The organism is Providencia sp. UF-224 (genome assembly GCF_058245955.1).
In genome coordinates this window covers 63,839-77,082 of record NZ_JBSICC010000003.1, presented here as the reverse complement: position 1 = coordinate 77,082, position 13,244 = coordinate 63,839, and the positions used below count along the sequence as shown (strand labels likewise).

The following is a 13,244-nucleotide window of genomic DNA, read 5'->3' as shown; positions in this document are numbered from 1 at the left end:
GGTGTTTCTCGTGTTTGGCAAAATGTAATCAAGTTTTTAACAAAAGGGATGAGAGAAGGTATTAGAGGACTAGGAATAATTCCTAGTTTTGCGATGTTTTATCTCAAAATGTGGGCAAGTTAACAATTATTTGTGTGCCGTTTTGCGTGGTGAGTGTCCAATCCCCACCGAGGGCTCTAACGCGCTCTTCAATACCGCGTAAACCGAAGCCACTGGTGCGTTTGCTAAAAGGGATGCCCACACCATTGTCATCAACAATAAGCTGGATCGAGTCACCTAATTGCTCAAGTGAGATGTGGATTTGTGTGGCTTTCGCGTGCTTACTGATATTGTTCAGCAATTCCTGAACAAGGCGATATAACGTAAACAGAACGGTTTCATTGACTGGCGTTTCTTGCAGGGCATAACGAAAATGGCATTGAATATTATTTTCAGGAAACGAAAATTCGGCAATGAGATGGGTAAGCGCATCCTCAAGGGACATTTCGTCCAAAACGGGTGGACGTAATTGTCGTAACAGTTGACGAGTCGATTGGTGAATTTGCTGAGCAAGCTCATTAATTTGGCTAGCCGCTTGGTGGCTTAATGAATCTGGTGCCGTTTTTTTCACTAGCATGGATTGAATTTGAATGGCGGTAATATTCTGCCCAATTTCATCATGTAATTCGCGAGCGATGGCTTTTTTGATATCTTCCTCAGTATGAACTAGCTGGCGCATTAGGTCGCGTCGTGCTTTTAACTCTTGCTCTAAGCGTTGCCGATAACGCTGCAGGTTACTCGCGAGCTGTTTTTGGCGGCTAATAGCAATCCCTAACCCAATACCGATCAAAGCCTGAGTACTGAGGAACATTTCCAGTTCTTCTAAGTCTGCAAACGCGCCATGAAATTGCCGAGCAAAAGTAATAATTAAACTGCCTAATAATGCCGAAAGCACACCGCCTTGCCAACCATAGCGGTAAGCCATAAATACATTCGGAATAAAAACCAGTAATACAATCAAACGTTCGATTTCAGGGGCGAAAAAGACTTGGGCGCTAAGACCGACAACACAAAATAAGAAGCACCAAACAATCAATGAGGTGCGTAACTGCTTATCTGGCGTTCCATAATCAAGTAACATCTGGTAGTGCTGCTCATGGAGATATTCATAAATAAGATAAACAAATGGCGAGAGCAGTATTCCACCCGTAAATGTTGTTAAAAAGAGCTGACTAATGGAATAGGACGATAGCCAGCCAAACAGTAATGCGTGTAGGACACTGTTTGCAGCGACACCCGCCAGCAATAGCAATAAGCGCTGCCAATATAAGGTATAGCGCCACCAAATATCTTGAATAACAAAAGCCACACCAAGGCTTAACAGTGGGGAGAGCAGCAAAATCGGCTGGAAGAGCAGTTGTTCCCCAGATAACCAAAAATTCAAAATACCTTCGCTGAGTAGCAAAGTAGGCCAATAGCGCCGCCAGAGGATTATCATCAAGGCAAGGCGAAGCCCTTGGGGTAAAAACAAGGTTGCCTGAAAGCTATTTTCACTTAAATAAAAGCCAATGATCCACAGCCCAATCCACAATAATGAGTAGGTAAAAAGCAAAAAAATGGATTGTAATGTCAAACGCAGGCTTTTACTCATACCATTAAGATCTTGAAATAAGGTTATGTTCTAGTGCGTAGTGCACAAGGTCGATGGTGTTTTCGCATTGTAATTTACCGAGCACATTAGCGCGATGGACATGCACTGTTTTATGGCTAAGCTCGAGTTGCTCTGCGATGACTTTTACGCTGAGACCCGCCACCAATAAATCAAAGATTTCCCGCTCCCGTGGCGTTAACTCTTGTATGCCTTGGTGCTGCTGCGGTGAATGACGCAGGGCTCGCATGGCGTCCGCACATAAATAGCAGCCTCCTTGGTGAACAGAACGTACCGCTTGCACTAACTCTTCTGGCCCGCAACGTTTAGTCAAATAAGCGCTTGCTCCGGCATCCAATGCACTTTGTACAAAAGCGGGGGTGTCGTAAATGCTAAGAATAATGGTTCTAAAGTCGGGCTTTTTTTGGCGAAGGCGTGATAACAGCTGTAAGCCATTTTCATCTGGCATTGAAATGTCCATAATGGCGACATCAATCTCTAAACTAAGGAGGTTTAGCAATGCTTCTTGGGCGCTCGCATATTGCCCGACAACGGAAATATCGGGTTCAAGCGTCAGTAATTGTGCGAAACCGGAGCGCACAACAATGTGGTCATCAACTAAGGCGATTTTTATCATATTGTTATATTCTGTGATGAGAGGGGTATTGATAAATCTTATATCAAGATGAGCAGGGATAAGCTACTAACATCATTTAGAATTCTGATATTCATCAGAAAGTCAGATATTTTTTACTATAGTGGCCACTGAAGCCACTAAGCAGGGGGTGAGGTTATATTGGCAATGCTTCGATTATGCCAATATGGCATTGTGTCGTTATGACACGATTGAGTTTTAAATTTGCACTTGTAAGTAGTTGTATGAATTCATCTTCAGTACGTTCGTGCCCTTCCTCGAGTAATGCCATTTGAACAAGATCCATATTTTTACTGAAATGAGGGATGGGGTCATTAGATATTATGTTCTCTATAATCAAAACCTTAGATGATGGCTTCATCGATTTTCTAACAGATTTTAATATCTTAACCGCAACAGAGTCTGACCAGTTGTGTACAATATATTTAAGTAAATAAATATCAGCTTCAGGGCAACGTTCTAAGAATGAGCCTGTTTGAACCTCCCAGCGAGAATCATCTTGTAATTGATAAAGAAGGTGATTTTCCACAACGGTTTCTCTGTCAAATAATATACCTTTGAGTGTTGAATGATTTTTTAGGATCTCTAATAGAAGTCCTCCCCAGCCTCCGCCGATATCCGCGATCACGCCATCATTTGGAAAAGGGTAGCTATTAACAACAAATATATTTTCTAAGGCACTGACGGAAGACATACCTTTATGAAAATTATCTGGGGCATCAATGTTTTTCTCCCAATATTCATAAAAACCCATTCCAAAAATGTTGTTGAATAAATGCGGTTCTAATGCAAAGCGATGTAATTCACCAGCAGGTAACCAAAAAGTAGGATCGGTGAATGTTAAAACTGCTTGTCGCAGTGAGTACTTGTGTTCTTTAGACAGGAATTGTGCGGCAGGCGTTAGTGCGAGTTGGTTATCAGAGGACAGTTGAAAGATATTTTTGGTTGCAAGGAGCCTGACGATACGAATGAGTTCTCTTGGTGTTGCTCCTGTTTCATGGGCAAGTTGCTCTGCTGTTTTAGGGCCTGATTGTAAATGCTCCGCAAGTTGTAATTTGACGGCAGCACGCAAAGCGGCTTGGTATAAATAACCGAGCGATTGTTCGAGAACATGCACTGCGGGTTGAAGCTGATGAATATCAGATGCAGGGAGATAGTTTGTATTCATGGAAGTGCCTTAATAAAAATAGTGTAAATACATAATTATTATTTAAGTATTAATTATGTTTGATAATATTTATAGCTTGAAAATAGAATTTATTCTTATTTAATGTGTTGATATAAATATTATTTTATATTTTTGATGTTTTAAATTAAACATTAATTATATTGATTTATTTTAACAGCGAGTGATAATTCTGAGGGTAATGAAACCGAGAGTGTATAAAATAGGAGACAAACCCCGGTATGCACTGTCTCCAAATGGAGACATTTATCTGTATGATATATAAGGTATTTATCAATTGAGTATTTGAGTGTCTTAAATTAGCGACAATTCCAAGAGCTGGATAAACCGTTTCAGCGTATTCAGAAAGAGTCAAAAGAAAGGAAAAGTTAAATTTTCATATTATTCAGTAGGATAAAAATGACATTGAAAAGTTGGCATGGGTTGTGCATAATAATACCCAGTTGCTCATTCAATTTATTATGTCGGTCCAAAAATAGTTGGGTACATACCACATAAAGCAAGAATGACGCCAAAGTAAGGTGCCTACCGTCCAACAGCACAGATATTCGCCTTCGGGCCTTATCAAACACAGGGCGACACGTGGAGTGAGGCACCACCTATATGATTATCTTTAATGTAAAGACATAATCCTATAAAAGCAGTAAATCATCGCTGGCGGAGTTAAGGTCGATCCTTATCTCCGCCTTCCTGTATCTGCCATACATCAAACTTCAGCACTCTATCTGCACAAAGTACGTACAATTAATCATTGAATAGTCGTTACCTCAAGCGACTCACCTATTCAAATGTAGAATATACCACACTGAAAATACTCATTTTTATGTAATAAACTGGCACGTAGATTGCAGTCATTCGGTCATAGTTAGTCTGATTTTTATGCTATGGAACTCAGAACCCGAATTCATCTTTTCGCGTGGGAGTGAGTTCTGCTACCATTGAAATACGTTTAATAGGTATGAGATGAATGTATTGAGCAAATGGCGTTTTTTCCCGCGTTCCTTGCGTCAACTGGTTGTGATGGCATTTTGGCTCGTCTTGTTGCCTTTATTAGTTTTGGCATATCAAGCGTATCAAAGCTTAGAACAACTGAGTAACCAAGCCGCAAATATCAATAAAACGACCTTACTGGATGCAAGGCGCAGTGAGGTAATGAGCAGTCTCGCATTGGAAATGGAGCGAAGCTATCGTCAATATTGCGTATTGCAAGACGCAACGTTGAAGACTCAGTATCAAAAACAATTTGTCGATTATGAACAAATGTTTGAAAGGCAAAAAACCATTTTGCCTCAAACGTCTGACACCTCAAAGCTCACCGCAACATTGGCACAGCTTAAAACAGTGACGTGCGAAAATAATGAGCCTACCGCGAAAGTTACTCAAGCCTTAGAGCAGTTCTCAGCAGAAAATACGGCGCTCGTACAAGAAACTCGTGATGTCATTTTTAGCCGTGGTGAACAACTGCAAAAAGCGATTGCAAACAAAGGCCAATTATTTGGTTGGCAAAGCTTGATTCTATTTCTACTCAGCGCATTGCTTGTAACTCTATTTACTCGAATGATTATCGGGCCCGTCAAAGTGATTGAGCGAATGATCAACCGCCTTGGCACTGGGCGAACGCTTGCAAGCAATATTGAACGCTTTAAAGGGCCAAGAGAACTGCGAACCATTGCTCAACGTATTATTTGGTTAAGTGAGCGCTTAGCTTGGCTTGAGTCTCAGCGCCATGAGTTTTTACGCCACATTTCCCATGAATTAAAAACACCGCTCGCCAGTATGCGAGAAGGAACGGAACTCCTAGCAGATGAAGTCGCAGGGCCATTAACTGACTCTCAAAGGGAAGTCGTTGAAATTCTCGACCACAGCAGTAAGCATCTTCAGCAACTTATTGAGCAACTACTCGATTATAATCGTAAATTGGTTGATGACCCACCAGAAGCACAATTAGTTGACCTACAAAAATTGATTGAAGATATTGTTAATGCACATAATTTGCCTGCTAGAGCAAAAAATATTAAAACGGAAGTCCGTTTAAAAGTCGAAAGCTGTTTAGCGGAACCGACCTTACTTGGGCGAGTTATTGATAATATCTACTCCAATGCGGTGCACTATGGCGGCGAATCAGGTAATATTTGGATCACGAGTCGTCAAACAGGCAATAAACTACTGATTGAAGTTGCGAATACAGGTACGCCAATTCCCGAATCTGAGCAAAGCATGATCTTTGAGCCTTTTTACCAAGGGTCCTTACAAAGAAAAGGTGCGGTAAAAGGGAGTGGATTGGGGCTGAGTATTGCACAAGACTGTATAAAACAAATGGGCGGAGAACTCTCATTAGTCCCATATAAATCAGCAGATGTCTGTTTTAGAATTGAGCTGCCTCTAACAGCAGAGAATGAATAATGGTCAATCGGTCTACAGATTTTTTGACGGTGCTCTATCGTAAGGCACTGCCAAATAAACTTAATCAAAAAAACCCGTTTGTGATGAGACGAACTGGGTTTAGCTTTGGGGCGGTATTTTTTACCCTTATCCTAAGTGGATGCGTAGCAAAAAATGGTCAATCACCACTGGAAACGCTGGCACAAGTGGTTGTGCCTGAAGTCAGAGTCACTGATTATCGTTATGCACCATGCGATACGATTTGGGATAATGAGCAACCAGCCGCTCGCGAAAATGCGTTATTCTGGTTGCGAATGATGGACTGTGCAGATCGCACAGAGACTTCGCAAGCGCGTGAAAATGCGAGCAAAATAGATGTTACGAATTGGTCAGAGGCCTTTCAACAGAATATATTGTTGAACTCCGCAGACCCAACGATTGCCGAACGGCGTAAAATGCTTGATAGCATTAATTCCTACAGCCTTAGTTTTCCTACGGCAGTACGCCCGTTATTACAGCTATGGCGTGAGCAGCAAGTGCAAATTATTAACCTTTCTGATGCGGGTGTGCGTTATAAACGCTTACAGCAAGAAATGGATACTAAGCTTGATCGTCTAAAAGAGGACAACGCCAAATTGGCTTTTGAGCTGAATACGACATCGCGTAAGCTCGAAAATTTAACAGACATTGAGCGCCAACTTTCCTCACGGAAAAAAAGCACTAATGAAACGGAAAAAGAAGTCGAAAGCGTTGTTGAAGGCGATAAAGAGACCTCATCTGAAGCACCAAAACCCGCAGAACAACCTTCATCGGAGAACGTGCAACAATGACAAACCGTAAGTCGGCAAATTTACTGCTGGTGGATGATGACCCAAGCTTACTTAAGTTGCTAGGGATGCGACTAAGTAGCGAAGGATTTAAAGTCACCACCGCGGAAAGTGGCCCAGAAGCACTCAAAATCTTACAGAAAGAAAAGTTAGATTTAGTGATAAGTGACTTGCGCATGGATGAAATGGATGGCATGGCGCTGTTTGATGAAGTGCAAAAAGCCCATCCTAATATGCCCGTTATTATATTAACGGCACATGGTTCAATCCCTGATGCTGTAGCGGCTACACAGCGTGGTGTGTTTAGCTTTTTAACTAAACCTGTCGATAAAGACGCTTTATATAAAGCAATCGATGAAGCGTTAGCATTGTCTTCATCACCCATGAGCGATGAAGCCTGGAGCTCAGGGATAGTCACTCGTAGCCCTTTAATGATCCGCCTTCTTGAGCAAGCACATATGGTGGCTCAATCAGACGTTAGCGTACTGATTAACGGCCAGAGTGGGACGGGTAAAGAAGTGTTAGCGCAAGCCATTCATAAAGCAAGCCCTCGAGCACGTAAACCATTTATTGCTATCAACTGTGGCGCATTACCAGAACAACTTTTAGAATCTGAGCTATTTGGCCATGCAAAAGGCGCTTTTACGGGAGCAGTGAGTAACCGTGAAGGGCTATTTTTTGCCGCAAGTGGTGGGACACTGTTTCTTGACGAAATTGGCGATATGCCAATGCCTTTGCAGGTAAAATTATTACGTGTGTTACAAGAACGCAAAGTTCGTCCTTTAGGGAGTAACCGCGACTTAGATATCGATGTACGTATTTTATCTGCAACGCACCGTAATTTACCGAAAGCGATGGAAAAAAATGAATTTCGTGAAGATCTCTATTATCGCTTGAATGTAGTTAATTTACGCATTCCTGCACTAAATGAGCGTGCAGAAGATATTCCATTGTTAGCAAATCATTTATTGAGGGAATCTGCGTCTCGGCATAAGCCTTTTGTGCGCAGTTTTTCAAGTGATGCGATGAAATGCCTAATGACAGCAACTTGGCCGGGTAATGTACGCCAATTGGTTAACGTGATTGAACAATGTGTGGCGTTAACGACATCACCTGTTATTAGTGAAGCCCTTGTCAGCCAAGCGCTACAAGGTGAAAATACCGCATTGCCAACCTTTGTCGAAGCACGTAATCAATTTGAATTGAATTATTTACGCAAGTTATTGCAGATGACAAAAGGCAATGTCACACAAGCTGCACGCATGGCAGGGCGAAATCGTACCGAGTTTTATAAATTGCTTGGTCGCCACGATTTAGAAGCTAATGATTTTAAAGAATAATTAACTATTATTTGTCTACATAATCTACGTGGACAAGGTAAACCGTATTCACGCTTCGGGAGAAGAAACACGTTATGAGCCGTAAGCTTAATATTTCACTCGCACAACTTAACTGGTTAGTCGGTGACATCGAAGGTAACTGCGATCGTATGTTGCAAGTGGTGAGTGAACAAGCCTCACAAACCGATATTGTGATGTTTTCAGAACTGTCTTTGACGGGGTACCCGCCAGAGGATTTAATTTTCCGCGCAGATTTTGAAGACAGATGTGAAGCTCAGCTTGAACGTTTACAAAAGGCGAGTACAGAAACGGCGATTATTGTTGGTCACCCTTGTTATGAAGGGGATGAAATCTTCAATGCACTCTCTTTCTTCTACCAAGGAAAATTGCATGCTCGCTATTTTAAACAAGAACTCCCAAACTACGGCGTTTTTGATGAACCACGTTATTTCAGTGCAGCTGAAAAAACCTGCGTAGTGGAATTTAAAGGCTATCAATTAGGCTTATTGATTTGTGAAGACATTTGGTATGACGAGCCTGTAGATGCAGTTAAAGGCGCTGGCGCTGAGTTATTATTAACAATCAATGCATCGCCTTATGATATTCACAAAGAACATATCCGTAGCGACTTATTGATTGACCATTGCCAACGCACCCACATGCCTATCGTTTACCTTAACCAAGTGGGTGGACAAGACGAATTAGTATTTGATGGTGGTTCGAAAGTCATTGCAAATAAAGGCAAACAAACCTTTAAGCTGCCTGAATTCAAAGAACAAGTTGTCACGGTACAATTTGATGAGTTGGAATTGGTGAGCGAAGGGAGTGTGTTTATTGAAAATGACCCTGTCGCACAGGTATACCAAGCCTTAGTGATGTCGACTCGTGATTATATCAATAAAAATGGCTTCAATGGTGCAATCCTTGGACTATCAGGTGGGATAGATTCGGGTTTAACCGTTGCTATCGCGGTAGACGCTATTGGTAAAGAACGAGTACAAGCGGTGATGATGCCGTTCCGTTATACTGCCGAAATGAGCATTCATGATGCCAAAGAACAGGCTGAGTTATTAGGCGTGGAATTTGATATTGTTTCTATCGAACCGATGTTTGACTCCTTCATGGCGCAGTTAAGCCCAATGTTTGAGGGTACGGCGGTTGATACCACTGAAGAAAACTTACAAGCACGCTGCCGCGCTGTTATCTTAATGGCGATGTCCAATAAACGTCGTCGTTTAGTCTTAACAACCAGTAATAAGAGCGAATCTGCCGTCGGTTATTCAACATTGTATGGTGATATGGCAGGTGGCTTCGATGTATTAAAAGATGTGCCAAAAACACTGGTTTTTGAACTGGCTAAATACCGCAATACGCTTTCACCAGCAATTCCACAGCGTGTGATTGATAGGCCACCGTCAGCGGAATTGGCTCCGGGGCAGTTAGACCAAGATAGCTTACCGCCTTATGAGATATTAGATGCTATCTTAGAAGGTTATGTTGAAAAAGACTTATCCGTTAATGACCTTATCAAGTTAGGTTTTGATAAAGAGGTTGTCCGTAAAGTGGTGCGTTTGGTCGATCTTAATGAATATAAACGCCGACAAGCACCTGTTGGACCGCGTATTACCATGCGGAATTTTGGTAAAGACCGCCGTTATCCGATCACTTCAGGTTTTGGCCGTAAAAACTGGTCATAACAGGAACTATTTATGAAAAAAATTGATGCAATTATAAAGCCATTTAAACTTGATGATGTTCGTGAAGCGCTGGCCGAAGTCGGGATCACCGGTATGACGGTCACAGAAGTGAAAGGGTTTGGCCGTCAAAAAGGGCACACTGAACTGTACCGTGGTGCAGAGTATATGGTGGACTTTTTACCGAAAGTTAAAATTGAAATTGTAGTGCCTGACGATATCGTGGAAAACTGCGTTGAAACTATCATGCAAACAGCGCAAACTGGCAAAATTGGTGATGGTAAAATCTTTGTTTACGATGTAGCCCGCGTGATCCGTATCCGTACGGGAGAACAGGACGAAGAAGCGATTTAGTCTGTTGAATTAAAAGGCGGTAACGGTAAAATACACAGGAATGGGATTAGAACAGTGTATTTTTTATGCGAGCCCGTTACCGCTAAGTTGTGAAAAAACTTCAAACACCCAGCCATTAGAACAGTTTCTGTTGGCTGATACGTTTCAGGAAGTGCTCTTCTTACTCGAAGAGCATTTTTTTATCTCTTAATTGAGGGTTAGCACTTTATGAGGGCCAAAGCATTCATAATGAATTGCATCTGCATTAACGCCCATTGAAATTAATTGCTGGCCAATATACTGCATAAAGCCAACTGGGCCACAGAAATAGAACTGCATATTCGGCTGGTCAATCCATTCACGCACTTTCTGTAAATCCATTAACCCTTCATATTGATAATCAAAGCCGAGGCGGTCATTATCCCGAGGCTGATTAAACCAAATTGCGCTATGGCCAGCTTTCTGTCTTGCCATTAATTGTTCAATTTCATGGTTAAATGCTTGAACAGCACCATTTTCCGCCGCATGTAGCCAATTGATGGTTGCTTCATGGCCTTGTTGTGTGAGGTGATTTAACATGCTCAACATTGGCGTTAGGCCAACACCCGCGGAAATCAATGTAACAGGCGTTTGGCTATCAACATCAATAAAGAAATCACCACATGGCGGAGCTAAATAAACACTGTCACCTTCATTGATATGCTGATGTAAGAAATTAGACACCGCGCCTTGGTCTTCGCGTTTTACTGCGATGCGGTAACTTTGACTATTAGGTGCTGTTGTTAAGGAGTATTGGCGGATCTCTTGGTTCTCAAATCCATCATGATTAATATAAATCGTGATGTATTGACCTGGGCGATAGCCTGCGACTGGCTTACCATCAACAGGAACGAACTCAAAGCTGGTGATAACATCGCTTTGTGGTTGTTTTTGTTTTAGTTTAAATTCTCGTAAACCTTCCCAACCGCCACTTTTGTCAGCATTTTCTTGGTAGATTGAGGCTTCACGGCCAATAAAAATATCCGCTAATACACCGTAGGCTTTCCCCCATGCATCAAGTACTTCTTGGCCGGGATTGAGTAGCTCATCAATTGCCGCGAGTAAGTTTTCGCCAACGATTGGGTAATGTTCAGGTTTGATATTTAGACTGACGTGCTTTTGAGCGATTTTTTCAACAGCTGAGATTAAGGCTTCAGGGGTCTCAATATGAACCGCATAGGCGCAAATGGCGTTAAACAATGCTTCACGTTGTGCACCATTAGCTTGGTGGGTCATGTTGAAAATATCTTTTAACTCAGGATGTTGATTAAACATTCTGTCGTAGAAATGTGCAGTAAGTTTAGGCCCAGTAGCGGCGATAGCAGGAATGGTTGATTTAACAATGGCGATTGTTTGGTTGTCTAACATACAGGTGCTCCTGAATTATTTTCATGTTCTCAGTCAGGAAGGGTTCCGGCATTTTTCCTAAGCTATCAAAAAGCATAACACTGTGTTTTCATCGAGATAGCAGGGTTTTTTCCCGAAAACCTATACTTTTTTTGAGAGACATAAAGTTTATTTATAAACATGCATTTTAAATACAACTTATAATATTTAAGGGTATCTGTAAAGACGCAAACAGACAAAATAGGGCAAAAATAGACACATAATGAGAAGGGACTCGCAATACCAGAGATTCATACGTCAAAATTTGAAATTTGGGCTATTTTATAATGAGGCGAAGAGTGCTAAATGACGTGAAAAAAATTAATGCAATCGTTTGCGTATATTTTTTCTTTAGGGCTATCTCAAGAACGAAAAAGAGTTTACACTGTGTGCTATTGCGATGAATTGATTGTCAACCTATTGAATTGCTGAGGCAGGAGAAGCGAATGTTAAAGCGTGAAATGAATATTGCAGACTATGATCCAAAATTATGGGAAGCAATGGAGCAAGAAGTACAACGTCAAGAAGAACACATTGAATTAATTGCTTCTGAAAACTATACCAGTCCACGAGTCATGCAGGCTCAAGGTTCTCAGCTAACCAATAAATATGCAGAAGGGTATCCAGGCAAGCGCTATTACGGCGGTTGTGAGTACGTCGATGTGGTTGAGCAATTAGCGATTGACCGCGCAAAAGAATTATTTGGTGCAGACTACGCAAATGTGCAGCCACACTCTGGTTCACAAGCGAATGCGGCAGTTTACATGGCACTGTTACAACCAGGTGATACTGTGCTGGGTATGAACCTTGCGCACGGTGGCCACTTAACGCACGGCTCCCCAGTTAACTTCTCGGGTAAACTGTACAACATCGTCCCTTACGGTATCGATGAAAGCGGTAAGATTGACTACGACGATATCAAAGCGCAAGCTGAAAAACATAAACCAAAAATGATTATCGGTGGTTTCTCTGCGTATTCAGGCGTGGTTGATTGGGCTAAAATGCGTGAAATCGCAGATGCCATTGGCGCTTATTTATTTGTTGATATGGCACACGTTGCGGGTCTGATTGCAGCAGGTGTCTATCCAAACCCAGTTCCACATGCTCACGTTGTGACAACCACAACCCACAAAACGTTAGCAGGTCCACGCGGTGGTTTGATCCTCGCGAAAGGCGGTGACGAAGAGCTGTACAAAAAAATCAACTCAGCGGTATTCCCAGGCTCCCAAGGCGGCCCTTTAATGCACGTGATTGCAGGTAAAGCAGTTGCATTGAAAGAAGCGATGGAACCTGAGTTCAAAGTTTACCAACAACAAGTTGCGAAAAACGCGAAAGCCATGGTCGAAGTTTTCCAAAAACGCGGTTATAAAGTTGTTTCTGGTGGAACTGAGAACCACTTATTCTTAGTTGATTTAGTTGACAAAGATATCACGGGTAAAGATGCTGATGCTGCATTAGGCCGTGCAAATATCACCGTAAACAAAAACAGCGTACCAAACGATCCGAAGAGCCCATTTGTGACTTCAGGCGTACGTATCGGTTCTCCAGCAATTACCCGTCGTGGCTTTAAAGAAGCTGAAGCGCGCGAGCTAGCTGGCTGGATGTGTGATATTCTAGACAACCTCAATGACGAAGCGACCATTGAGAGCGTAAAACAAAAAGTATTAGCAATCTGCAAAAAATACCCAGTTTACGCATAATACAACGACTTTTAGTTATCGAAACCCGCTTCTACTGTTAAGTATGAGCGGGTTTTTTGCATTGAAAAAATGGAG

The 13,244-nt window shown here is 42.0% G+C and carries 10 protein-coding genes; 6 read left to right on the top strand and 4 right to left on the bottom strand.

Going from position 1 to position 13,244, the window contains the following annotated elements:
• Positions 1-103: 103 nt before the first annotated feature.
• From AC4IFO_RS04390 to AC4IFO_RS04380, 3 genes are all read right to left on the bottom strand, one after another.
• Complete coding sequence (locus AC4IFO_RS04390; protein ID WP_353243404.1) at positions 104-1,630, bottom strand: MASE1 domain-containing sensor histidine kinase; 1,527 nt, start codon at positions 1,628-1,630, stop codon at positions 104-106.
• A gap of 4 nt (positions 1,631-1,634) precedes the next feature.
• Positions 1,635-2,264 (bottom strand): response regulator, encoded by a 630-nt coding sequence (locus AC4IFO_RS04385; protein WP_490732169.1) that lies wholly within the window; start codon positions 2,262-2,264, stop codon positions 1,635-1,637.
• A gap of 154 nt (positions 2,265-2,418) precedes the next feature.
• On the bottom strand, positions 2,419-3,450 hold the full coding sequence (locus tag AC4IFO_RS04380) for a methyltransferase (protein ID WP_490732166.1): 1,032 nt from the start codon (positions 3,448-3,450) through the stop codon (positions 2,419-2,421).
• Between the two features lie 981 nt (positions 3,451-4,431).
• On the opposite strand from AC4IFO_RS04380, the gene AC4IFO_RS04375 reads away from it, so the two are divergent.
• From AC4IFO_RS04375 to glnB, 5 genes are all read left to right on the top strand, one after another.
• Positions 4,432-5,871 carry a sensor histidine kinase gene (locus tag AC4IFO_RS04375; protein WP_490732164.1) on the top strand — a complete coding sequence of 480 codons (1,440 nt, stop codon included), beginning with the start codon at positions 4,432-4,434 and terminating at the stop codon, positions 5,869-5,871.
• A complete protein-coding gene (qseG, locus tag AC4IFO_RS04370) occupies positions 5,871-6,680 on the top strand; it encodes a two-component system QseEF-associated lipoprotein QseG (protein ID WP_490732162.1) in 810 nt (269 codons plus the stop codon). The genes AC4IFO_RS04375 and qseG overlap by 1 nt, the downstream gene beginning before the upstream one ends.
• Positions 6,677-8,017: a two-component system response regulator GlrR gene (glrR, locus tag AC4IFO_RS04365; RefSeq protein ID WP_490732160.1), complete on the top strand. Its 1,341-nt coding sequence runs from the start codon at positions 6,677-6,679 to the stop codon at positions 8,015-8,017. The genes qseG and glrR overlap by 4 nt, the downstream gene beginning before the upstream one ends.
• A 74-nt stretch (positions 8,018-8,091) precedes the next feature.
• On the top strand, positions 8,092-9,714 hold the full coding sequence (locus AC4IFO_RS04360) for an NAD+ synthase (RefSeq protein WP_490732158.1): 1,623 nt from the start codon (positions 8,092-8,094) through the stop codon (positions 9,712-9,714).
• Positions 9,715-9,726: 12 nt separating this feature from the next.
• Positions 9,727-10,065: a nitrogen regulatory protein P-II gene (gene glnB, locus AC4IFO_RS04355; RefSeq protein ID WP_004912721.1), complete on the top strand. Its 339-nt coding sequence runs from the start codon at positions 9,727-9,729 to the stop codon at positions 10,063-10,065.
• Between the two features lie 186 nt (positions 10,066-10,251).
• Here the strand turns inward: glnB and hmpA are convergent, their stop codons facing one another.
• Positions 10,252-11,451 (bottom strand): NO-inducible flavohemoprotein, encoded by a 1,200-nt coding sequence (gene hmpA / locus AC4IFO_RS04350; RefSeq protein WP_490732156.1) that lies wholly within the window; start codon positions 11,449-11,451, stop codon positions 10,252-10,254.
• 464 nt (positions 11,452-11,915) lie between these two features.
• Here hmpA and glyA point away from each other — a divergent pair, with 464 nt between their 5' ends.
• Entirely contained in the window at positions 11,916-13,169 is a 1,254-nt protein-coding gene (gene glyA, locus AC4IFO_RS04345) for a serine hydroxymethyltransferase (protein ID WP_490732154.1), read from the top strand.
• Positions 13,170-13,244: the final 75 nt, after the last annotated feature.

Excerpts from the sequence above, each read along its gene's own strand:
- AC4IFO_RS04390 (WP_353243404.1), bottom strand. The coding sequence starts at position 1,630 with ATGAGTAAAAGCCTGCGTTTGACATTACAATCCATTTTTTTGCTTTTT.
- AC4IFO_RS04385 (WP_490732169.1), bottom strand. The coding sequence starts at position 2,264 with ATGATAAAAATCGCCTTAGTTGATGACCACATTGTTGTGCGCTCCGGT.
- AC4IFO_RS04380 (WP_490732166.1), bottom strand. The coding sequence starts at position 3,450 with ATGAATACAAACTATCTCCCTGCATCTGATATTCATCAGCTTCAACCC.
- AC4IFO_RS04375 (WP_490732164.1), top strand. The coding sequence starts at position 4,432 with ATGAATGTATTGAGCAAATGGCGTTTTTTCCCGCGTTCCTTGCGTCAA.
- qseG (WP_490732162.1), top strand. The coding sequence starts at position 5,871 with ATGGTCAATCGGTCTACAGATTTTTTGACGGTGCTCTATCGTAAGGCA.
- glrR (WP_490732160.1), top strand. The coding sequence starts at position 6,677 with ATGACAAACCGTAAGTCGGCAAATTTACTGCTGGTGGATGATGACCCA.
- AC4IFO_RS04360 (WP_490732158.1), top strand. The coding sequence starts at position 8,092 with ATGAGCCGTAAGCTTAATATTTCACTCGCACAACTTAACTGGTTAGTC.
- glnB (WP_004912721.1), top strand. The coding sequence starts at position 9,727 with ATGAAAAAAATTGATGCAATTATAAAGCCATTTAAACTTGATGATGTT.
- hmpA (WP_490732156.1), bottom strand. The coding sequence starts at position 11,451 with ATGTTAGACAACCAAACAATCGCCATTGTTAAATCAACCATTCCTGCT.
- glyA (WP_490732154.1), top strand. The coding sequence starts at position 11,916 with ATGTTAAAGCGTGAAATGAATATTGCAGACTATGATCCAAAATTATGG.